Annotated in this window: 19 protein-coding genes and 2 tRNA genes; 19 read left to right on the forward strand and 2 right to left on the reverse strand. The window is 68.8% G+C overall.

What is annotated here, in order from left to right:
- The first annotated feature begins 68 nt into the window (after positions 1–68).
- The 3 genes from lon to ACE5C1_RS04120 all read left to right on the forward strand — a co-directional run bounded on the left by lon (position 69) and on the right by ACE5C1_RS04120 (position 3,009).
- Positions 69–2,465, forward strand: coding sequence for an endopeptidase La (lon, locus tag ACE5C1_RS04110; RefSeq protein WP_374942791.1), 2,397 nt, complete (start codon positions 69–71; stop codon positions 2,463–2,465).
- A 143-nt stretch (positions 2,466–2,608) separates the two neighbouring features.
- Positions 2,609–2,881: an HU family DNA-binding protein gene (locus ACE5C1_RS04115; RefSeq protein WP_374942792.1), complete on the forward strand. Its 273-nt coding sequence runs from the start codon at positions 2,609–2,611 to the stop codon at positions 2,879–2,881.
- A gap of 53 nt (positions 2,882–2,934) precedes the next feature.
- Positions 2,935–3,009, forward strand: a tRNA-Val gene (locus ACE5C1_RS04120).
- A gap of 176 nt (positions 3,010–3,185) precedes the next feature.
- Here the strand turns inward: ACE5C1_RS04120 and ACE5C1_RS04125 are convergent.
- Entirely contained in the window at positions 3,186–3,608 is a 423-nt protein-coding gene (locus ACE5C1_RS04125; protein ID WP_374942793.1) for a hypothetical protein, read from the reverse strand.
- A gap of 153 nt (positions 3,609–3,761) precedes the next feature.
- Here ACE5C1_RS04125 and ACE5C1_RS04130 point away from each other — a divergent pair, with 153 nt between their 5' ends.
- Positions 3,762–5,393 (forward strand): hypothetical protein, encoded by a 1,632-nt coding sequence (locus ACE5C1_RS04130; RefSeq protein ID WP_374942794.1) that lies wholly within the window; start codon positions 3,762–3,764, stop codon positions 5,391–5,393.
- Positions 5,394–5,396: 3 nt separating this feature from the next.
- Positions 5,397–8,216: a TonB-dependent receptor domain-containing protein gene (locus ACE5C1_RS04135; protein WP_374942795.1), complete on the forward strand. Its 2,820-nt coding sequence runs from the start codon at positions 5,397–5,399 to the stop codon at positions 8,214–8,216.
- A 133-nt stretch (positions 8,217–8,349) separates the two neighbouring features.
- Here ACE5C1_RS04135 and ACE5C1_RS04140 read toward each other — a convergent pair whose 3' ends face one another.
- Complete coding sequence (locus ACE5C1_RS04140; protein ID WP_374942796.1) at positions 8,350–9,003, reverse strand: prolyl hydroxylase family protein; 654 nt, start codon at positions 9,001–9,003, stop codon at positions 8,350–8,352.
- Between the two features lie 106 nt (positions 9,004–9,109).
- On the opposite strand from ACE5C1_RS04140, the gene ACE5C1_RS04145 reads away from it, so the two are divergent.
- The 14 genes from ACE5C1_RS04145 to ACE5C1_RS04210 all read left to right on the forward strand — a co-directional run bounded on the left by ACE5C1_RS04145 (position 9,110) and on the right by ACE5C1_RS04210 (position 21,494).
- Entirely contained in the window at positions 9,110–9,922 is an 813-nt protein-coding gene (locus ACE5C1_RS04145) for a type II secretion system protein N (protein WP_374942797.1), read from the forward strand.
- Positions 9,923–9,942: 20 nt separating this feature from the next.
- Complete coding sequence (gene gspD, locus ACE5C1_RS04150; RefSeq protein ID WP_374942836.1) at positions 9,943–12,144, forward strand: type II secretion system secretin GspD; 2,202 nt, start codon at positions 9,943–9,945, stop codon at positions 12,142–12,144.
- Between the two features lie 161 nt (positions 12,145–12,305).
- Positions 12,306–13,754, forward strand: coding sequence for a GspE/PulE family protein (locus tag ACE5C1_RS04155; protein WP_374942837.1), 1,449 nt, complete (start codon positions 12,306–12,308; stop codon positions 13,752–13,754).
- A gap of 146 nt (positions 13,755–13,900) precedes the next feature.
- Positions 13,901–15,124 (forward strand): type II secretion system inner membrane protein GspF, encoded by a 1,224-nt coding sequence (gspF, locus tag ACE5C1_RS04160; protein ID WP_374942798.1) that lies wholly within the window; start codon positions 13,901–13,903, stop codon positions 15,122–15,124.
- A gap of 9 nt (positions 15,125–15,133) precedes the next feature.
- Positions 15,134–15,574: a type II secretion system major pseudopilin GspG gene (gene gspG, locus ACE5C1_RS04165; protein WP_374942799.1), complete on the forward strand. Its 441-nt coding sequence runs from the start codon at positions 15,134–15,136 to the stop codon at positions 15,572–15,574.
- A 19-nt stretch (positions 15,575–15,593) separates the two neighbouring features.
- On the forward strand, positions 15,594–16,040 hold the full coding sequence (locus ACE5C1_RS04170; protein WP_374942800.1) for a type IV pilin protein: 447 nt from the start codon (positions 15,594–15,596) through the stop codon (positions 16,038–16,040).
- Positions 16,033–16,401, forward strand: a complete 369-nt coding sequence (gene gspI / locus ACE5C1_RS04175; protein WP_374942801.1) for a type II secretion system minor pseudopilin GspI — start codon at positions 16,033–16,035, stop codon at positions 16,399–16,401. The genes ACE5C1_RS04170 and gspI overlap by 8 nt, the downstream gene beginning before the upstream one ends.
- Entirely contained in the window at positions 16,398–17,003 is a 606-nt protein-coding gene (gene gspJ / locus ACE5C1_RS04180) for a type II secretion system minor pseudopilin GspJ (RefSeq protein WP_374942802.1), read from the forward strand. The genes gspI and gspJ overlap by 4 nt, the downstream gene beginning before the upstream one ends.
- Positions 16,996–17,979, forward strand: coding sequence for a type II secretion system minor pseudopilin GspK (gene gspK, locus ACE5C1_RS04185; protein ID WP_374942803.1), 984 nt, complete (start codon positions 16,996–16,998; stop codon positions 17,977–17,979). The genes gspJ and gspK overlap by 8 nt, the downstream gene beginning before the upstream one ends.
- Complete coding sequence (gene gspL, locus ACE5C1_RS04190; RefSeq protein WP_374942804.1) at positions 17,976–19,109, forward strand: type II secretion system protein GspL; 1,134 nt, start codon at positions 17,976–17,978, stop codon at positions 19,107–19,109. Before gspK ends, gspL begins: the two co-directional genes overlap by 4 nt.
- On the forward strand, positions 19,106–19,576 hold the full coding sequence (gene gspM, locus ACE5C1_RS04195; protein ID WP_374942805.1) for a type II secretion system protein GspM: 471 nt from the start codon (positions 19,106–19,108) through the stop codon (positions 19,574–19,576). Before gspL ends, gspM begins: the two co-directional genes overlap by 4 nt.
- Positions 19,573–20,298, forward strand: a complete 726-nt coding sequence (gene gspN / locus ACE5C1_RS04200) for a type II secretion system protein N (RefSeq protein WP_374942806.1) — start codon at positions 19,573–19,575, stop codon at positions 20,296–20,298. The genes gspM and gspN overlap by 4 nt, the downstream gene beginning before the upstream one ends.
- A gap of 48 nt (positions 20,299–20,346) precedes the next feature.
- Positions 20,347–20,423, forward strand: a tRNA-His gene (locus ACE5C1_RS04205).
- 21 nt (positions 20,424–20,444) lie between these two features.
- Positions 20,445–21,494, forward strand: a complete 1,050-nt coding sequence (locus ACE5C1_RS04210; RefSeq protein ID WP_374942838.1) for a Glu/Leu/Phe/Val dehydrogenase — start codon at positions 20,445–20,447, stop codon at positions 21,492–21,494.
- Positions 21,495–21,539: the final 45 nt, after the last annotated feature.

The raw sequence follows: 21,539 nt of genomic DNA on the forward strand, positions 1-21,539 counted from the left end.
TGATGGCGCCCGAATTCTCCCCATATAGTGCGCGAATGAGCCCCTCGTTCGGGGTGACCGGAGTTTGCATGAACCAGATCTATCCCGTCCTGCCGCTGCGCGATATCGTCGTGTTTCCCGCCATGATCGTGCCGCTGTTCGTCGGTCGCGACAAGTCGGTCGCCGCGTTGGAGGCCGCGATGGCCGCCGACAAGGAGATTTTCCTCGTCGCGCAACTCGATCCCGCCGAGGACGACCCCACGCGTGAGGATTTGTACGAGGTCGGCGTCACCGCGACCGTCCTGCAATTGCTCAAGCTCCCCGACGGCACCGTGCGCGTGCTCGTCGAGGGCAAGGCGCGCGGGCGGCTCGATGAGCTGACAGAGGGCGATGCGTATCTGACCGCGACGATTCACGATGTCGTCGACCTGGAGGCCGAGAACCCCGAGACCGAGGCGCTGATGCGGTCGGTCGTCTCGCAATTCGAGAATTACGCCAAGCTCAACAAGAAACTGCCGTCCGAGACCGCGACCCAGCTCGCCGAGATCGACGACGCCGCGCGGCTGTCCGACGCGGTCGCCGCCAATATCCAGGTCAAGGTCGCCGACAAGCAGGCTTTGCTGGTCGAGCCCGATCCCGCCAAGCGGCTGGAGATGAGCTTCACGCTGATGGAGGGCGAACTCGGCGTCCTGCAGGTCGAGAAGAAGATCAAGAGCCGGGTCAAGCGCCAGATGGAGAAGACCCAGCGCGAATATTACCTCAACGAGCAGCTGAAGGCGATCCAGCGCGAGCTCGGCAACGACGGCGAGGAAGGCGAGGGCGACGAGATCGCCGAGCTGACCCAGAAGATCGCGACGCTCAAGCTGAGCAAGGAAGCGCGTACCAAGGCAACCGCCGAACTGAAGAAATTGAAGACCATGGCGCCGATGAGCGCCGAGGCGACCGTTGTGCGCAACTATCTAGACGTGCTGCTGGGACTGCCGTGGGGCAAGAAGTCGAAGATCAAGAAGGACATCGCCGCGGCGCAGGCAGTGCTCGACGAGGACCATTATGCGCTGGAGAAGGTAAAGGACCGGATCGTCGAATATCTCGGCGTCCAGGCTCGGACGAACAAGTTGAAGGGCCCGAGCCTGTGTCTCGTCGGGCCTCCCGGCGTCGGCAAGACCTCGCTCGGCCAGTCGATCGCCAAGGCGTGCGGCCGCGAATTCATCCGCCAGTCGCTGGGCGGGGTGCGCGACGAGGCCGAGATCCGTGGGCATCGACGGACGTACATCGGCTCGCTGCCGGGCAAGATCGTCACCAACCTCAAGAAGGCAGGGACCGGCAACCCGCTGTTCCTGCTCGACGAGATCGACAAGCTGGGCCAGGATTTTCGCGGCGATCCGGCGTCGGCGCTGCTCGAGGTACTCGATCCGGAACAGAATTCGAAGTTCCAGGATCATTATCTGGAGGTCGACCTCGACCTGTCGGATGTAATGTTCGTCTGCACCGCGAACACGCTGAACCTGCCGCAGCCCTTGCTCGACCGGATGGAGATCATCCGGCTGGAGGGCTATACCGAGGATGAGAAGGCGACGATTGCCGAGCGCCACCTGATCGCCAAGCAGGTCGAGGCGCATGGGTTGAAGGCGGGCGAGTTCACGCTGACCCGCGAGGGGCTGCGCGCGCTGATCCAGATGTACACCCGCGAGGCGGGGGTGCGGACGCTGGAGCGCGAGATCGCCAAGCTGTGCCGCAAGGCGCTGCGGCGTATCCTGGAGGGCAAGGCGACGAGCGTGACGATCACGCCCGAGAACCTCCACGAGTTCGCGGGGACGCAGAAGTACCGTCACGGCCTGTCCGAGACCGAGCACCAGATCGGCGCGGTCACCGGGCTCGCGTGGACCGAGGTCGGTGGCGAGTTGCTGACGATCGAGAGCGTGACCGTGGCGGGCAAGGGCGCGGCCAAGCTGACGGGGACGCTCGGCGACGTTATGAAGGAATCGATCGAGACCGCGTTCAGCTTCGTCAAGGCGCGCGCGCCCAGTTACGGGATCAAGCCGAGCCTGTTCCAGCGCAAGGACATCCACATCCATCTGCCCGAAGGCGCGACGCCCAAGGACGGACCGTCGGCGGGTGTCGGTATCGTTACCTCGATCGTCTCGACGATGACCGGCGTGCCCGTGCGGCGCGAAGTGGCGATGACCGGCGAGGTAACGCTGCGCGGCCGCGTGCTGCCGATCGGCGGCCTAAAGGAGAAGCTGCTCGCCGCATTGCGCGGCGGCATCGAGACGGTGCTGATCCCGCAGGAGAACGAAAAGGACCTGGCCGACATCCCCGACACGATCAAATCCGGGCTGAAGATCGTTCCCGTCACCCACGTCGACGAGGTGCTACGCCTGGCGCTGGTCGAGTCGCTGGAGCCGATCGACTGGACGGACGCCGACGAGCTGGCCGCGCTCCCCCCGCCTGGCATCGCCCCGGTTGCGGCCGAGCTTCACCATTGAACCACGGCCATTGATCCCAATCGGGTCAACGACTCGGCGGATCGGCCGTTGACTAAAGGGTGGGGGGTTGCCTTACTGATGATCAGGCTGCCCTCGACCCTGGTCGTTGGGCGGCGCGTGATTCTTTTCCCGGGGGTGGATCAATGAACAAGCAGGAGCTGATCGCGACGGTCGCGGATACGTCGGGGCTGGCCAAGGGCGACGCGGTCAAGGCGGTCGAGGCCGTCTTCGACGCGATCTCGACCAGCCTCAAGAAAGGCGACGAGGTCCGGCTGGTCGGGTTCGGGACCTTCTCGATCTCCAAACGCAAGGCGTCGACCGGGCGCAATCCGCGCACCGGCGAGCCGATGACGATCAAGGCATCGAGCCAGCCCAAGTTCAAGGCGGGCAAGGGCCTGAAGGACAGCGTCAACTGACGCTATGGACACGCGAAGCCGGCTTGCGTAGAGGCCGCCTTCCGGTTCTTATCGGGCGCGTAGCTCAGCGGTAGAGCACACCCTTCACACGGGTGGGGTCACAGGTTCAATCCCTGTCGCGCCCACCAGATACACCCCCGTCCGGCACCGAGCCGCGGCGGGGGTTTTGGTGTCGGCAGGATAGCGCCGCATAGTGTCCGTCGCCCAGCGAAGGCTGGCGCCTCGCGGTGAGGTGGACTGCCGTGACAACCAGACCCCAGCCCCCGCTGGGGTGACGATCGCGCGGGGCAGCGACTGCCTTCCTTCAGCGCACCACCCGCAGCACCGCCGAAGCGATGTGCCACCGCAATTGCTCGGCGGTGGCGCCATCGACGTCGTTGACCCGCCTGAGCACGTATCGGCCGACAAACCGCTGCCGCGTCCCGTTCTTCAGCACCGCATCGACCCGCACCGGGATCGTCACGAACACCGATCCCGCGGCACCCTCGCCATCGGTCGGTGCGCCCGTCACGACATGCGTATGCGCCGTTCGCGCGAAGCCTCCCGCAAAGGCGCGCAACGTCTTGCCGCTCGCGCGCCCGCTGCCCACCCACAAGCGGTAGGCGGTTGCGTAACGGCGGCGATCGATTGCGGCGTAATAGCGTTCGACGACGGCGCGCGCCGCTTGCGGGGTCTTTTCGGCCGCGGGCTGGGCCGTAGCGGCGGCGAACAGGATAAGGATCATCATGGGAGCCATCGTCACACAATAGTAACCCACTTGTCACGCCCGCGTCGCCGAATCGTACCGGCGCTGTCACGAACGACGCCTAACCGCGGCGACAGGGGGATCGCCGGGCAGCCGGCCGATCGCGAAACCACGGACCGAACCGGGAGCTTCTTCATGGCACGCAATCGTACGGGCATGTATCTGATCACCACCGCGATGATGGCGACCCTGTCCGCCTGCGGTGGAGCCGACGACGTTGCCTCGCCCGGCGCGGGCAGCATCACCATCGTCACGCCCGCGCCCACCCCAACGCCGACCGCCACCGCGACGCCAACACCGAGCGCGATCACCGCCGCGCAGTTCGCATCGACCTCGGGGCAGGCGCGTGCCGACGGACAGACCTTCACGATCACCGCCGACGAGCAGCTCGCGCTGGTCAACGCGGGCACCAACAACAATGTCAACGGCGTCGGCACAACCGTAAACGGCGTGTACCCGGCGAGCGCCACGACGCTGACCGCCGCGACCGATCCGTCATCGATCAACGCCTTCTTCACCAGCACCAACTATGTCGGCGCGCTCAACGGCCCGACCGACACCGCGTTTCAGGACTGGACCTGTAACTCGACATCGGCGCAGTTCGGCGGCGCTGGCGCGGCTTGCACGTCGGTGCCCGCGGTCGGCAGCGGCGGTTCGGCGGCGGCGTGCCCCACCGGCACGATCGACGACGGCCTGGTCCAGACCTTTCGTGCGTGCCGCCTGCCCACGCTCATCACGTCGAGCCTGACGCTGCCCAAGATCGCGGGCGTGTTCTACCGGCTGCGTGGGCAAACCGAAGTCGGAACCGACGCGGGCAGCACGGGTGCGGACAGCGGCATCACGCTGACCATCGAGCCCGGCGTCGTCGTCGCCGCCGACGCGACCGAATCGACCAACGATCTGCTACTCGTCAACCGCGGGTCGAAGATCAGCGCGGTGGGGACGCGCAGCGCACCGATCATCTTCACCTCGCAGCAGAATCTCGGCGCCAACGGCGTGTCGGATGCCACGCAGGGGCAGTGGGGGGGCATCATCCTGCTCGGCCGTGCCGCGACTGGGGTGTGCGCCGCGGGCACCGGACCGAACAACGCCGCGGGCTCGTCGACGACCTGCCAGCAGGCGATCGAGGGCGTGACCGGGCGCTTCTACGGTGGCCCCACCTACACTGATTCGAGCGGCCAGATGTCCTATGTCCAGATCCGCTACAGCGGCATCGCGATCTCCGACGGCAACGAGTTGCAGGGCCTGACGCTGGGCGGCACCGGATCGGGGACGGTTCTTGACCATATCCAGAGCCACAATTCGGCCGACGACGGCATCGAGATCTTCGGCGGCGCGACCAATATCAAATACATCGCGATCACCGGTGCGGACGACGACGGCTTCGACATCGACAATGGCTACCGCGGCTTCATGCAGTTCATGATCGCGTCGCAGCGGGTGCTGGGCGCCACCGCGGATTCGTTCTCGACCGAGATCGACTCGAACGGCGCGGAGGACCTGCTGCCGCGGACCTTTGCGACCTACGCGAACTTCACCTTCATCCAGACCGCGCTCGCGCCCGCCGCGATCCGCGAGCGTGGCGGTTCGGACATGCGCTTCGTCAACGGCATCGTCCGCTCGCCCGCCGCCGTCGCATGCGTCAACCTGATTGCGCAGGAGGCCAGCGCGGCCGACCGGTCGACGGTCCGCGCCGCCGATGCGAGCAAGCAGGATGTCGGCCCGCCGACCTTCAACTCGGTCTATTTCGCCTGCAACGGTCGCTGAGCGATGCACCGACGTTTCGCCAGGCTCCTGCTGCTGTCGTCGATGCTCGCCGCGCCGCCCGCGTTCGCGCAGACGACGGGGGGCACCGCATCGCCGTCGCCGAGCACGCCGCCGCCGGCCGCGACCACCAGCACGCCCGCCACCGATACGCCGCAGACGAACGGGCAGGCCGATGCGCAAGCGGGTGACCAGGTCGAGGTCTCGGCGCCGGGCGCGGACCTCGGCGATATCGTCGTCGTCGGCCGCAACATCCCCAACACGATCCGCGCCACCGCGCAGGTGACGTCGGTGCTCTCCGCGGCGGACATCGCGCGCACCGGCGAAGGCGACATCGCGGGCGCACTCACCCGCGTCACCGGTCTGTCGGTGGTTGGCGGTGGCTTCGTCTACGTTCGGGGCTTGGGCGATCGCTATTCGTCGTCGCTGCTCAACGGCTCGCCGTTGCCATCGCCGGAGCCGCTGCGCCGTTCGGTGCCGCTCGACATCTTCCCGACGACGATCGTCGGTTCCGCGGTCGTCCAGAAGACCTATTCGGTGAACTATCCCGGTGAGTTCGGCGGCGGCATCATCAACCTGACGACCAAGGCGATCCCGGACAAGAACTTCATCTCCGGCGGCGCCACGATCTCGGCCGACGACGAGACGACGGGCGGGCTCGGCTACACCTATTATGGTGGCGGTGCCGACTGGATCGGCTTCGACGACGGCACCCGCAACGTGCCCGATTTCATCCGCAACGCGCCCGACGGCAGCGGGACGATCGCGGCGGCGCAGGTCGGCCTGCTCAACAACGCGCGCACGACCCTGCTCCAGCGCGACCGGCATCTGCCCGCGAACTGGTCTGGCGAGCTCAGCGGCGGATCGGTCTACGATCTGGGCGGCAGCCGGCTCGGGGTGATCGCGTCGCTCAGCCTCAGCAACACCTTCCGCACCCGCGACGCGGTGCAGCAGGATTCGGTCACTGCTCAAGGCACGCTGCGCAACGATTTCCGAACCGTGCTGACCGACAATCGGATCGTCGCGAATGCGCTGATCGGTGCGGGCCTGGAATGGGGCGAGAACACCATTCGCTGGACCAACGTCTATATCCACGACACGCTCAAACAGGGGCGTGCGGCGGCGGCGACGCAGTACAATAACGCCAGCGGCCTGCGCTTCCAGCAGAACACCAATTGGTTCGAGCGCCAGCTGTTCGAAAGCCAGCTGGTCGGCGAGTTCAAGCCGACCGACAATCTGAGTATCGATGCACGCGGCGCCTATGCCAATTCGAAACGCAACGCGCCCTACGAACGGCAATTCGATTACCTGTGCTCGTCGACGACCACCAATGGCTTGCCGATCACCACCACCGGCGCCCCGGTCACCGGCGGGTTCCAGTGCAACGGCGCGTACCAGGTGACCGGCCGCTTCACGCCGTTCGCGTCAATCGTATTTTCCGAGCTGAACGAGGATCTGTACACCGGCCAGGCGGACGCCGCGTACAAGCTCGACCTCGATCGCCCGGCGACGCTGTCGGCGGGCTATTTCTATTCGGACACGCAGCGCACCTCGAGCCGGCTTCAGTTCAACTACCAGACGAGTCTGGGCGGCGGCACCGTGCCCGGCTATCCGGCCAATCTGCTCCGTCCCGATTACCTGATCGGGCCGGACGTCCTCAACAACGCGTGCCCGCAGATCCAGGCGAATTTCTGCTCGCTCCAGCTCCAGTTCAATACCCCGCTGGGCGCTTATCGTTACGATGCGGCGCTGCGCATCCACGCGGGCTACGTCCAGGCCGAGGCGGAAGCCGCGGACGGGCTGCGCGCGGTGATCGGCTTGCGCCACGAAACCGCGAACGAGCGCGTGACGCCGATCGGCACGACGGGCACGCGGCTCAAGAACGACTATTTCCTGCCCGCCTCCACGCTGACGTGGAATTTCGCGCCGGACATGCAGCTTCGCGCCAGCGCCTCCAAGACGCTGTCGCGGCCGCAGTTCCGCGAGCTGGCGCCGCAGCAGTTCCGCGATCCCGATTCGGACCGGCTGTTCTTCGGCAACCCCAATCTGCGCGATTCCAAGCTCTACAATCTGGAGGCGCGCTACGAATGGTTCTTCGCGCGCGACCAGCGCTTCACGCTGGCGGGCTTCTACAAGCGGATCGACAATCCGATCGAGCAGGTCGGCTTCTACACCGGCGCGGACGACCGCTTGCAGACCGGCTTCACCTATCTGCCGCGCGCGTCGCTGTACGGCGGCGAGGTCGAGGTGCAGAAATACGTGCCGCTCGCCGCGCTGGGCGAGGCGTTCGGAACGGTGCGCGGCGTGCTGGTCGCCAATTACACCTACACCAAGTCGTCGATCGTCGCGGATGGCACGTGCGTGCCCAATCCGTCGTCGTCCGCGACGCCCGGCGCGCCGGGGCTGCTCGGCTGCCCGTCGGGGTTCGGCCCCGCGAACAAGCTGTTCCGCGACGGTGCGCCGCTGACCGGCCAGTCGGACCATCTCGTCAATCTGCAGATCGGGGTCGAGGACACCGCATCGCTGTCGCAGGCGACTTTGCTGTTCAACTATGCCAGCAACCGCGTGACCAACCGCGGGCCGTCGCTGCTCGGCGGCGATGCGTTCCAGCCCGACATCGTCGAACATCCCGGCATCCGCGTCGACCTGGTCGCGCGCCAGGGCGTCGAGGTCGCAGGCAGCAAGGTCGAGGTGAAGTTCGAGGCGCGCAACCTGACCCACACGAAGTACCGCGAGAGCCAGACCTTCGCGAACGGCAACGAGGTGTTCATCAATCGCTACAATCTGGGCCGGGTGTTTTCCTTGGGGGTGTCGACCACCTTCTGATCCCGCTCTCTCCGGGAGGGGGAAAGGGGCCGCTGCCGCTGGCAGTGGGAAGGATGCGGGTGACCCGGACTGCTCGCCCTCCCCTTTTCACGGCTACGCCGCTCTCTCCCTCTCCCGGAGGGAGAGGTGAAAACTACCCCCACACCCCCTCGCGAAACCATTTGGTGATCACATACTTCACGCCTGCCCGCACCTTCATCCCCTGATGCAGCGTCGCCGGGTTTGGCGTGCCGTCGGCGCGGCGGTTGTTCCAGGCGACCAGCTTGCCGGTCTCGGGCTGGACGATCTTGTCCACCGCCTTGAACCGGGTCGCGCCGCCTGCGTCGGGAACGTTGAGGTAGATCATGACCGTCCACGTCCGGTTACCCGCCACTCCGCAATAGCGCTGATAGTCCAGCCCGGTCGGCTCGAAATAATCGGTATGCCCCTTGAACTCCTGTCCCACCGCATAGCGCTGTCCCTGGAGCGGCTCGCCATGCCTCGCCGCGATTCCGGTGAGCGCCGCGATCCGCCGTTCGACCTCGATCACGTGCGGGTCGGCGGGGTCGAGGTCGCCGGTTTCGCTGGTGCGATAGCCCGCGTCGCCGTTGGCGTCGGCGATGGTGGAGGGGCGCCGCACCGCGTCGATCCGCGCGACCAGCGCCGCGCACAGCCCCGCGTCGAGCACACCGCGTGCGATAAACAGGTCGAGCTTGGGGCCGGGCACCCGCTGCACGCCGCCGGCCGCCATCAGCCGCGCGACGACGGGAGCACCGGGCAGGCCATTGCCGGAAGTGGTGTCGGTCATCGCGCCATCCTGCCGCGTCGCCCGCGCTTTGCAAGACGCGCCGGTTGCAAGAGATTGACGCGCCGCGGTAACGTGGCATGCGTGCGCGGGTGGGACGGATGAACGAATGCGATTGAAACTCGACGCGCGCGGGCGTGCGATCCTGCGGCGGCTGCCGCGCGTGAACGTCTATTCGGCGGCCGAGCTGGTGCTGCTCGCGGGGCTGGCGGTGCAGGCGGCGCGGCTGGTCTGGACGATCCTCACCCCCGTCTCGCCACTCGGCGACTGGCGCCCGGCACCGGTGGCGGAGGTCGCATCGCCGGTCGCGACGCTGACCGGCTTCGATCCGTTCTTCCGGCTGGGCAACACCGGCGCGCCGGCTACGGTCACCTCGCTCCAGCTGACGCTGTTCGGCACTCGCGTCGACGAGGCATCGGGGCGCGGCTCGGCCATCCTCGCTGGCGCCGACGGCATCCAGCGCAGCATCGCGGTGGGCGAAGAGATCCAGCCCGGCGTCACGCTCAAGGCGGTCGCCTTCGATCACGTCACGATCGACCGCGGCGGCGCGGCCGAAGACCTGTTCCTCGATCAGTCAGGCGGCGTCGCTCCGGCCCAGCCCGGCGGGGCATTGCCCGCACAGCCAGGCGTCGGGGTCACGCTTGCGCAGTTGAAGCAGGACGTAGGCTTCATTCCCCGCATCGACCGCGGGCGCGTGAGCGGACTTGTCGTCCGGTCGCAAGGCTCGGGCACGGCGTTCCGTGCAGCGGGCCTGCGCGACGGCGACGTGGTCACCTCGCTCGGCGGACGCCCGGTCGGCGGCCCCGAAGACCTCGACCGGATCGCCCGCGACTACGCGAACGGCGGCAACGTGCCGATCACCGTCGAGCGCGGCCAGGAGACGCTGTCGCTCGCCATCACCATCGCGGGGCAGCCCAAGTGAAGCGTATCCTTGCCGTCGCAGTGGCGGTCACTCTCGCACCGGTGTGCGCTCTTGCGCCCGTTGGCCAGGCGCACGCACAGCAGACGCTCAACGTCCGCGATGCCGACATCCGCGCGTTCATCGCCGATGCCGCCAAGGTGACCGGGCGCACCTTCATCATCGACAGCCGGGTGCAGGGCAAGGTGACCGTCGTCACCGATCACCCCTTGAGCCGGTCCGAATATTTCGAGATATTCCTCTCGACGCTGCGCGCCAACGGCCTGGTCGCGGTGCCCACCACCGGCGGTGCGTTCCGCGTCCAGCCGCTCGACAATGCCGCCGCCCAACCCAGCCGGGTCGGATCGGCGGGTGCGAACCGCAACGCCTACGTCACCGAAGTCGTCCGGCTGCGCTCGATCGATTCGACCAGCGCGGTGGAGACCGTTCGTCCGCTGGTCAGCGCGCAGGGGTCGGTCACCGCCAACCGTGCGGGCAACAGCATCGTCGTCGTCGATTTCGCCGACAACATCCGCCGGGTGCGCGAAGTGCTGCGCCGGATCGACACCGACACCGCCTCCACCCGCGTGGTGACGCTGCGCAACGCGGGGGCGAAGGAGATTGCCGCCGCGCTGTCGGGCCTGCTCGGCACCGGGGCGGCCGGAGGAGGCGCGCCGGGCGCTGCCGCCACCAGCGCCACCGGCACGTCGGTCGCCGCGATCGAGAGCTCGAACTCGATTGTCCTGCGCGGCGATCCTTCCACCGTCGCCCGCCTCGCGCAGGTCGCCACCGACCTCGACCAGAAGGCGCGCAGCGGCACCGAAATCCGCGTCATCGCGCTGGAGAATGCCGACGCCGAACAGCTTCTCCCGGTCCTCCAGCAGCTCGTCGGTCAGCAGCCCGATGCGATCCAGGAAACTACGCTGACCCGCGGCAGTTTCCAGCAGAGCAACAACAGCGGATCGCCCTCCACGACGGTCAGCGCGCCGGTCAGCACCCAGCCGATCCAGACCGGCGGCGGCGGTTCGGCCAACGCGACCGATGGCCAGCGCGCCGCGATCAGCACGCAAGGGGGCCGTACCGCCGCAGTCGTCACGCGCTTTGCCGGCGCCAACGCGATCGTCATCGCCGCCCCGGCCGACGTCCAGCGTCAGCTCGGCGACGTCATCCGCCAGCTCGACGTCCGCCGCGAGCAGGTGCAGGTCGAGGCGATCGTCGCCGAAGTCTCCGACGCGACCGCCAAGCGCCTGGGCGCGCAATTCCTGCTCGGCAACATCTCGGGCGGGGCGTTCGCCGCATCGAGCTTCAGCAACACCGCGCCCAATCTGCTCAGCATCGCCGGCGCCATCGGCGCGCGCTCGCTGGCGACGACCACGACGACGATCAACGGCCAGAACGTCGTCACCGGCACCGACACGACGATCAGCAACACGCTGGCGCAATCCGCGATCGCCTCGATCCTGGGTGCGAGCGGCGGCTTCGGCGGTATCGGCGGGCGCAGCGGCGACACGATCTTCGGCGCGATCATCAACGCGGTGAAGAGCGACACCAGCTCCAATCTGCTCCAGGTTCCGCACCTGACGACGCTGGACAACCAGCAGGCGCATATCCTGGTCGGGCAGGAGGTGCCGGTGACGACGGGGCAGGCGCTCAGCACCAATTTCGACAACGCCTTCCGCACCGTCCAGCGCCAGAACGTCGGCATCCAGCTGGATGTGAAGCCGCAGATCAATTCCTCTGGCTCGCTGAAAATGTACCTGCGGCTCGAGGTCAGCTCGGTCGCGGGGCCGGTGTCGAGCGACAACAGCGAACTGATCTTCAACAAGCGCGGGATTGAGAACACCTTCACCGTCGACGACGGCAACATCGTCGTCATCGGCGGTCTGCTCGACGACAACGAGCGGCGGACGATCGAGAAGATCCCGCTGCTCGGCGACATTCCGGGCCTGGGCGTCCTGTTCCGCTCGAAGGCGCGCTCGCGGACCAAGACCAACCTGATGGTCTTCATCCGCCCGACGATCCTGCGCACCCCCGAGGATTCGCGCCGGATTACTGAACAACGCTACGGCTACCTCCGCGCGCTCCAGGGCTATGCCGACCCCGGCGTGGAGCCGTCGATCGACCAGCTGGTGCGCGAATACATGAACGCCGCCCCGCCGATCCCGAGCGCGCCGATGCGTGGGAATATCGAAGACCCGAACATCGCCGTGCCGGTGGTGCGCGGCGCGGCGGAGCCGAAGCGGTGATCATCCGCACGGGTGAGGAAATCGAAGCCTCCCCCCTCCCGCTCGCGGGAGGGGCAGGCGCGGAACGCCGGGGTGGGCCCGACGGAGCCGCGAGCGCGACACTTGAGGCTACGTCGTTCCCACCCCCGACCCCTCCCGCGAGCGGGAGGGGAGAAAAGACGATCCCCTACCACTTCGCCCGCAAGTTCGGCGTCGTCCTAGACGGCGACGGCATCGCGATGCGCGAAGGCGCAGATCCGCGCGCCCTCCTCGAACTCCGCCGTCACCTGGCGCGTCCGTTCGACATCGCCTTCGTCGAGGCCCCCGCCTTCGACCGCCTCCTCGCGACCGCCTACGCCATGGACGGCCAAGCGTCCGCTCTTGCGATGGGCGGAATGGGCGAGCTCGACTTGCTGGCGGGCGACCTGCCGACCGCGGAGGATCTGCTCGACACCGCCGACGACGCCCCCGCGATCCGGCTCATCAACGGCATCATCGCCGACGCGACCCGCAACGGCGTGTCCGACATCCACATCGAGCCGTACGAAAGCGGCCTTGTCGTGCGCATGCGCATCGACGGCGTGCTGCGCGAGACGATGCGGATGCCCGCGCACGTCGCGCCGGTGGTGGTCAGCCGAATCAAGGTCATGGCCCGCCTCGACATCGCGGAAAGGCGCGTGCCGCAGGACGGCCGCATGGGGCTGACGCTTGGTGGCAAGCTGCTCGACGTCCGCGTCTCGACGCTCCCCGCGCGCGCCGGGGAGCGCGTCGTGCTGCGTATCCTCGACAAGGAAAACGCGGGCATCGACCTGGCCGCGCTCGGTCTCACCCCGTCGCTCCACGCGCTGCTCACCGACGCGCTCGCCGAGCCCAACGGTATCATCCTGGTCACGGGGCCGACCGGTTCGGGCAAGACGACGACGCTCTACGCGGCGCTGCGCGGCCTGAACGACGGCACTCGCAACATCCTGACCGTCGAGGACCCGGTCGAGTACGCCGTCGACGGGGTAGGGCAGACCCAGGTCAACCCCAAGGTCGGCCTGACCTTCGCGGCGGGCTTGCGCGCGATCCTGCGCCAGGATCCCGATGTCGTCATGGTCGGCGAAATCCGCGACCGCGAAACCGCCGAGATCGCGGTGCAGGCCTCGCTGACCGGGCATCTGGTTCTGTCGACGGTCCACACCAACGACGCGATCGGCGCGATCACCCGGATGCGCGATATGAAGGTCGAGCCGTTCCTGCTCGCCTCGACGCTGCGTGCGGTGATCGCGCAGCGGCTGGTGCGCCGCTTGTGCCCGGCATGCCGCAACCCGGTGCGTGCGGAGGGTACCGTCGCGACCCTCCTCGGCATCGCCCCCGACACGATCGTCTACGAAGCGGTGGGCTGCCCGGCATGCAACGGCTCGGGCTTCAAGGGCCGGGTCGGCGTGTTCGAGGCGGTCCGCGTCGACGACTTCGTGCGCCGCGGGATCAACGAAGGCGCGGACGAAGACACGATCGCTGCCCACGCCTTCGCGCGTGGGCCCAGCCTTGCGGTGGCGGCGCGGGAGATGGTGGAACAGGGGGTCACGACGGCTGAGGAAGCGGTGCGGGTGTCCCGGCGCGATGCGACGGATGCGGTGGATGCATAGGGCAACCCTGTTCCTCCCCGGAACGGGGAGGGGGGCCGCTCGCGAAGCGAGTGGTGGAGGGGCAGCTCCATGCACCGCCGCCTGTGGGGCTGCCCCTCCATCAGCCTTCGGCTGGTTCCCCTCCCCGTTCCGGGGAGGAATGCGCGTTGGCTGACTACGACTATCTCGCCATCGACACCCGCGGCCAGGAGCGCCGCGGCCACGTCGCCGCGGACACGCCCGACGCCGCACGTGGCGTTCTCGACTCGCGTAAGCTCTACGTCGTCCGCCTGGAACCCGGCGCGCCGCCCACGCCCAAGGCGCGCCCGCTGTTCGGTCTCACCCTCGGTGCTCCCAAGATGTCGGGCAAGAACCTGACGCTCTTCACCCGCCAGCTCGCCACCCTCAACCGCGTCTCGCCGCTGGAGGAATCACTCCGCACGATCACCAAGCAGACCGAACAGGAGAGCGTCCGCAGCATCGTTGCGCAGGTCCACGCCGGCGTCGTCGAAGGCCGCCGCCTAGCCGATTCACTGGCGCGCGCGCCCAAGAGCTTCCCGCCGCTCTACCGCGCCATGGTCGCCGCGGGCGAAAGCTCGGGAACGCTCCCGACGATCCTCGACCGCTTGGCGGCGCTGCTCGAACGCCAGGCCGAAATCCGCGGCAAGCTCATCACCGCACTTGCCTATCCCGCCATCCTCGCGCTGGTCGCCTTGGGCGTGGTCACCGCGTTGATGATGTTCGTCGTGCCGCAAGTCGTCGAGCAGTTCGACACTGTCGGGCAGCAGCTGCCGCTACTCACTCGCATTATCATATGGGTGTCGGACGTCCTCGTCGGCTGGTGGTGGGTCGGGCTCATTGGCCTCACCTTAGGCTCACTTTCGGCATGGCGCGCGTTGAAGGACCCGGCGATCCGCTTGGCCTTCGACACCTGGCTGCTCCGCGTACCGCTCCTGGGCCGTCTGCTGCGCGACCTCCACGCCGCCCGCATGGCGCGCACCCTCGGCACGATGGTCGCCAGCCGCCTGCCGCTGCTCGAAGGGCTGACGCTCACCGCGGGCACGATCCACAACCGCCGCCTGCGCGTCGCGTCGGACAGCCTGGTCGACGCGATCCGCGGCGGCGGCAGCCTGTCGGCCGCAATGCGCCGCGCAGGGGTCTTCCCGCCGCTGCTGACCTACCTGGCCGCGAGCGGAGAAGCCGCTGGCCGTCTCGACGAGATGCTGGAGCGCGCCGCCGATTACCTGGAGCGCGAGTTCGACCGCTTCACCGCCACCGCGCTGTCGCTGCTCGAACCCGCGATCATCGTCATCATGGGCGGCATCGTCGCGACGATCGTGCTATCCATCCTGCTTCCCATCCTCCAGCTCAACACGCTGGCAGGCCAGTAGAGGTCAGACATGCGTACCCAACAAAGGAAACGGCGGAAGCAAGAGGAGGGCTTCACCCTTGTCGAGCTGATGGTCGTCATCGTCATCATCGGCCTGCTCGCGACCATCGTTGCGCTCAACGTCCTGCCCTCGGGCGACACCGCGCGCATCCAGAAGGCCAAGGCCGACATCGCGACGATCGAGAACGGCCTGGAGCTCTACCGCCTCCAGATGAGCACCTTTCCGACGACATCGCAGGGCATCCAGGCGCTGGTCGCGGCACCGGCGGGCGCCGACGCATCGCGCTACCAGCGCGGCGGCTACGTCAAGCGCCTGCCCAACGATCCGTGGGGCCGCGCATATCTCTACGCATCGCCCGGGCAGCACGGCGAGGCCGACGTCTGGACCTATGGCGCTGACGGCAAGGAAGGCGGCGAGGGGATCGATGCCGATATCGGCAGCTGGCAGTAAGCAGCGGGAGTTCACCCCCGTGAGGCGTTCCGCCGAACACGGCTTCACACTTGTGGAGCTGATGGTGGTCGTCACCGTCATCGCGCTGACGTCGGCGATCGCGATGCTGGCGATTCCGTCGCGCGGGCGTGTCGCGGAGGAGGCCGCGCGCTTCGCGGTCCGCGCGCGTGCCGCGCACGACCTCGCCATCGTCGGCGGCCGTCCGACCGCGCTGTGGATCAGCGGCGGCGGTTACGGCTTCGACCAGCGGGTAGACGGCGGCTGGATCCCCATCGCCGACAAGCCGCTGCGCGTCGAACGCTGGGACGAGCGCACCCGCGCCTCGACCGGCGCGACGGGACGGGTGCGCATCACCTTCGATACCACCGGCATGACGGACCGCAGCGCCGACGTTCGCCTGGTTCGCGGGGACGATGCAGCGACCGTCACGATCGCCGCCGATGGCAGCGTGCGCGTCGATGGCTAAGCCCCGTGGGTTCACGCTCATAGAAGTCATGGTCGCGCTGGTCGTGTTCAGCCTCGCGGCGATGGCGCTGATGCGGCTGGAGGGCGCGACGATCCGCGGCGCGGCGACGCTCGACACGACGATCGCCGCGCAGATGGTCGCGCGCACCGTTGCGGTCGAGGCCGTGACCGAAGCGCAGGCGCCCATTATCGGCCGCTCCGACGGACGAAGCGCGAACGCCGGACGCGATTGGGCCTGGACGCGCGTCGTCTCGGGCACCGGCGACCCGCGCATCGTCCGCATCGACGTCTCGGTCGCCGATCGCACTGGCCAGGTGCTGGCGCGCACGACGATGGTGCGCCCGGCGAGCGTGACGTCGTGACGCCATCCCGCGAACACGGTTTCACCCTCGTGGAGGTGATGGTCTCGCTCATGATCTTCGGCATGATCGCCGCAGCGGGTGTGGCGATCCTGTCGTTCAGCGTCCGCTCGCAAGCCGCCACGGGCGCGAAGCTGGACGATGCGGCGGCGCTGGGGCGGACGGTGTCGATCCTGTCCGCCGACCTGGCGCAGGCGACCAATCGTCCGGCCCGCGACGAGGGCGGCACGCTCCGCCCCGCCTTCACGGGGGACGCCGCAACGCTGGCGCTTGTCCGGCTCGGCTGGAGCAATGTCGACGCCGCGCCGCGCTCGACCGCGCAAAAGGTCGCATACCGCGTAGAGTCGGGCACGCTGGAGCGCGTCGCCTATCCCATGGTCGACGGCGCACAGCCGCTGCCCGCCGCGGCGATGCTGACCCGCGTGCGCCAGGCGCGCCTGCGCTACCGCTTCCGGGGCGCATGGAGCGACCGGTGGGATGGCGCTCAGGGCGCGCCGCTTCCCGATGCCACCGAACTGACGATCGTCCGCACAGACGGCACGACGTGGCGGCAGATGTTCCTCGTCGGCACCGGCTATGCACCCCCGGCACTCGCCGGTGGCTGAGCCCAATACCCCCGGAGAACGCGGGGCCGCGCTGCTCACCGTCCTGCTGCTCGTTGCGATCGTCGCGGTGATCGCGGCGACCGCGCTGGAAAAGCTGCGGCTGTCGACTCGCATCGCCGGGAATGCCGGCACGACCGAGCAGCTGCGCAGCTACGCCCAAGCGGCCGAGGCGCTCGCACTGGCGCGGATCGGACCGCTCATAGAGGGCAATCGCACGACGCTCGTGGGCGGCTGGAGCGGCAAGCCCTTCACGCTGCCACTGCCCGGTGGCGGCGTCGCGACCGCTCGGGTAAGCGACGGCGGCGACTGTTTCAACCTCAACGGCCTGGTCGTGCAGATCGGGCCTGGAGTTTACCAAAGTGCACCTGTGCAGCGCCAGGTCTTCGCACGCCTCATGCGGCTGACCGGCACGCCGCCGCAGGTCGCCGATCAGGTCGCGGGCGCCGCTGCCGACTGGATCGACACCGATGGCGAGGTGCAGGCGGGCGGGGCGGAGGATTTCACATATCAGGGCCGCGACCCGTCCTATCGCACCGCGGGCACGCTGATGGCCGACCCCAGCGAGCTGCGCGCGCTCAACGGCATGACGCCCGAAGTCTATGCCGCGCTACGTCCGTGGGTGTGTGCGTTGCCGGTCGCGCAGCCAGCCAAGATCAACGTCAACACCCTGCTCCCCGAACAAGCGCCGCTGCTTGCGATGCTCCTGCCCGACACGCTTCCTGTCGAGACCGCACGTCGCGCGCTGCTGTCGCGACCGGCACAGGGCTATGCCAGCACCGCCGCTTTCTGGACCCAGTCCGCGCTCTCGTCGCTGTCGACCGGAGAGGCTGCCGGGCAGACCGCGGTCAAGAGCGGGTGGTTCGCGCTGGCGATCGACGTTCGGGTGGGAACGGGTTCGCTGGAGGAACACGCGCTGATCGACGCGACGAGGCTTCCGCCAAGGCTCGCAACGCGGCAATGGGGCGAGCGATCGTGACCACCGTCCTGTTCCTTCCCGCCGGCGACGCCGGATACCGCCCTCTCGGCGACGCCGGATACCGCCTTCCCGGCGACGCCGGCTATCGCTGGTGGCGGATCGCGGATGCGCGTGTCGCTGGGGAGGGCGATGGTGTGCCTGATGGCGACGAACCGACGGTTGCAGTGGCGCCTGCGGAGTCGGTTACGCTCCACTGGGCGGAGTTGCCGTCGCGCTCGCCGGCCCAGGCCGTTGCTGCCGCGCGCATCCTCGCCGCGGAAGCGAGCGCCGCGCCCGCCGCCGACCTCCACGTTGCTATCGGCGATGAAGGCGGCGGGAGCATTGGGGACGAGCGCCCGATCGCGGTCGTCGGCGCGGACACGATGCGCGCGTGGCTCGCCGACATGGCGGCGGCCGGCGTCGACCCGGTCGCGATCGTCCCCGCGCCGATGCTCCTGCCGCGCCCCGATCACGGCTTCGTCCGTGGCGAGATCGCGGGGGCCGCGCTCCTGCGCGGTCGCGCGACCGGCTTTGCCGACGAGGCGCGGCTGACCGAGTTGGTGACTGCGGGAGAGGCGCCCGTGATGCTCGACCGCGCGGCACTCGAGACGGCAGTGATCGCCGCGATCGCCGCACCCGCGCTCGACCTGCGCCAAGGGCCGTTCGCGCGGCGCCGCCGCCGCGCGGTCGACTGGGCGTTGGTGCGACGCCTTGCGCTGCTGGGACTCGCGATCCTCGCAGTGACGCTGGCGATCGACCTCATCCGCATCGCGCGCTACGCCTTTGCAGCGGACGCACTCGAAGCGCGTGCCGAAGTTCTCGCGCGTACCGGCCTGCCGCGCGGCGAGACCGTGACCGATGCCGATCGCCAGCTCGATGAACGACTGTCGCGGGTGCGTGGGCCGGGGCTGGGCTATAGCGCGACCGTCGCTGCGGTATACGACGCGATCCGCGCGACGCCGGGCACCGAACTGACCGCGCTCGACTTCCAGGCCAATGGCGACCTGCGTCTCGGCATCGCATGCGAGCGCGAGGCGCTGGCGACCGACCTCAAGCGCGCGATCGAGGCGCGCGGGCTGGTGGCGCGGGCTGGCGTGTTCCAGGCGGCGGGCGGTCGTGTCACCGGCGAGCTGACGGTGAGCGCGTCATGAGCGGGGTGCGTGCCTGGTTCGCCACGCGGTCGCTCCGCGAACGGCGCCTGCTGCTGGTCGCGGCGGCGCTCGCCGCGTTGACCCTGCTCTGGGGCGGCATCGTCCTTCCCGTGCGTGATGCGCTGTCGAGTGCGCGCGAACGCCATGCCGATGCGGTCGACCGCCTGGGCGCGACGATCGCGCGGGTCGATCGCCTGAACGCGGTCCGGCGTCGTCCGCCGGTAACCGGCGACCTGACCGAGATCGTCCGTGCCGAAGCCGCCGACGCAGGCTTTGCGCTGGCGACCGCCGATGCCGATGGCGCCGGGCGGGTCCGCGCGACGATCCAGTCGGCCCGGCCGGGCGCGCTCGCAGGCTGGCTGGCGCGGCTCGAATCACGCGGGGTGCTGGTCGATGCGGCGACGCTGACCGATCACGGCGACCGTACCGTCGGCGCCGTGCTGCTGCTCAAGGCGCGTGGCGCATGAGGCGTATCCGGCTCGCGACCGCGCGGCCTGCGTTGTTCGGTGCCATGCTCGCCCTGGCGCTGCTCCTGTTCGTGCCGCTCCGCCTGATACTGGGCCTCGCAGGGGTCGGCGACGCAGGGTTGACCGCGCGCGCGGCGGTGGGCAGCGTCTGGGCGGGGCAACTGCGCGACGCACGCTTCGGCGACGTGGCGCTCGGCGATCTCGATGCGCATCTATCTCCGTGGCCGCTGGTGCTGGGCCGTGCCCGCATCGAACTCGATTCGCATGCCGATACGCCGGCCCTCGCGCTCCACGGCGCGGTCGGGGTCAGCCGCAGCGGGGTACGCGCCGACGACCTCACCGCGACGATTGCCCCGGGACGGCTGTTTGCGCCACTGCCGGTGACCGCGCTCGCGCTCGATGCGGTCAGCGTCCGTTTCGACGACGGCACGTGCACTGCTGCCGAGGGTCGCATCCGCGCGACTCTGGCCGGCGACTTTGCGGGCGTTGCGCTGCCGCAGTCGCTGAGCGGCGCGATCCGGTGCGAGGGCAAAGCGCTGCTCATCCCGCTCGCCAGCCAGGCGGGCGCCGAGCACGTCGACCTGCGTATCGAGGGTGACAGTAACTACCGCGCGACCGTCACCCTCCAGCCCGCCGATCCCGCCGCGCTCTCGCGATTGGCGGCTCTCGGCTTCGTCGAGGGGGCAGGCGGCTACACGCTTTCGGTCGAGGGACGCTTCTGATGGCCTTGACGCCGCCCGACCCCGACCGCTAGGGGCGCGGGTCTCGCGGCGATCGTAGTTCAATTGGTTAGAGCGTCGGCTTGTGATGCCGGATGTTGCGGGTTCAAGTCCCGTCGGTCGCCCCACTTCTTTTCCCGAGAGCGATGATGACGATCGGATGGGGTTTCCCCGACTTCGACGACCATGAGGGCGTCCATTTGTTCACCGACCCGGCATCGGGCTTGCAGGCGGTGATCGCCATCCATTCGACGCATCTGGGCCCGGCGGCGGGCGGCGTGCGCTTCTGGCATTATGCCGGCAGCGACGGCGCGATCACCGACGCGCTCAGGCTGTCGCGCGGCATGAGCTTCAAGAACGCGATGGCCGGGCTGCCGATGGGCGGCGGCAAGGGCGTCGTGCTGGCGGCGCGCCCCGGTGATGCGATCACTCCGCTTCAGCTCGAGGCGTTCGGCCGCGCGGTCGAATCGCTTGGCGGTCGCTACGTCACCGCCGAGGACGTCGGCATGTCGGAGGCGAGCATGAAGGTGATCGCCGGCCAGACCCGGCACGTCTCCGGCTTGCCGGTGGCGGCGGGCAGCGCCGGTGGGGATCCGGGGCCGTACACCGCGCGCGGCGTGTACCTCGGCGTCAAGGCAGCCGCGAAGCGTGCGCTCGGCGTCGACGAGATGCGCGGCGTGCGAGTCGCGATCCAGGGAGTCGGCTCGGTCGGCGGTGGGCTCGCGCGGCTGCTCGCGGCCGATGGCGCGGTGCTGACGCTCGCCGACGTCGACGCACGCCGTGCCGAGGCGCTCGCCGCGGAGCTGGGCGGTACGGCGGTGGCGGCGGACATGATCCTCGGGGTCGAGGCCGACGTCGTCAGCCCCAATGCGCTCGGCGCGATCCTGACCGCGGAATCGATCGCTGCTCTCCGCACGCCGGTGGTTGCAGGCGGCGCCAACAACCAGCTGGCCACCCGCGAGGACGGCCGCCGCATCCACGAGCGCGGCATTGTCTATGCCCCCGATTACGTCATCAACGCAGGCGGCATCATCAATGTCGGGCTCGAATATCTTGGGCTTGGCGACGAGGCCGAGGTGAATGCGCGGATCGACCGCATCCCGGCGCGGCTCGACGAGGTCTGGGACGAGAGCGAGCGTACCGGTGACCCTGCGTCCGACGTCGCCGACCGGATCGCCAAGCGGTTGATCGGGCGATAGCGGCGGATGGCAGCGCGGCCCGCTTGTAATGCGCGTCTAGCAAGC

Origin of the sequence: Sphingomonas sp. (genome assembly GCF_964263785.1) — a bacterium.
GTDB lineage: Bacteria > Pseudomonadota > Alphaproteobacteria > Sphingomonadales > Sphingomonadaceae > Sphingomonas.

Coding starts and splice junctions, on each gene's coding strand:
- lon (WP_374942791.1), top strand. CDS start 69: ATGAACCAGATCTATCCCGTCCTGCCGCTGCGCGATATCGTCGTGTTT.
- ACE5C1_RS04115 (WP_374942792.1), top strand. CDS start 2,609: ATGAACAAGCAGGAGCTGATCGCGACGGTCGCGGATACGTCGGGGCTG.
- ACE5C1_RS04125 (WP_374942793.1), bottom strand. CDS start 3,608: ATGATGATCCTTATCCTGTTCGCCGCCGCTACGGCCCAGCCCGCGGCC.
- ACE5C1_RS04130 (WP_374942794.1), top strand. CDS start 3,762: ATGGCACGCAATCGTACGGGCATGTATCTGATCACCACCGCGATGATG.
- ACE5C1_RS04135 (WP_374942795.1), top strand. CDS start 5,397: ATGCACCGACGTTTCGCCAGGCTCCTGCTGCTGTCGTCGATGCTCGCC.
- ACE5C1_RS04140 (WP_374942796.1), bottom strand. CDS start 9,003: ATGACCGACACCACTTCCGGCAATGGCCTGCCCGGTGCTCCCGTCGTC.
- ACE5C1_RS04145 (WP_374942797.1), top strand. CDS start 9,110: ATGCGATTGAAACTCGACGCGCGCGGGCGTGCGATCCTGCGGCGGCTG.
- gspG (WP_374942799.1), top strand. CDS start 15,134: ATGCGTACCCAACAAAGGAAACGGCGGAAGCAAGAGGAGGGCTTCACC.
- gspI (WP_374942801.1), top strand. CDS start 16,033: ATGGCTAAGCCCCGTGGGTTCACGCTCATAGAAGTCATGGTCGCGCTG.
- gspM (WP_374942805.1), top strand. CDS start 19,106: ATGAGCGGGGTGCGTGCCTGGTTCGCCACGCGGTCGCTCCGCGAACGG.
- gspN (WP_374942806.1), top strand. CDS start 19,573: ATGAGGCGTATCCGGCTCGCGACCGCGCGGCCTGCGTTGTTCGGTGCC.
- ACE5C1_RS04210 (WP_374942838.1), top strand. CDS start 20,445: ATGACGATCGGATGGGGTTTCCCCGACTTCGACGACCATGAGGGCGTC.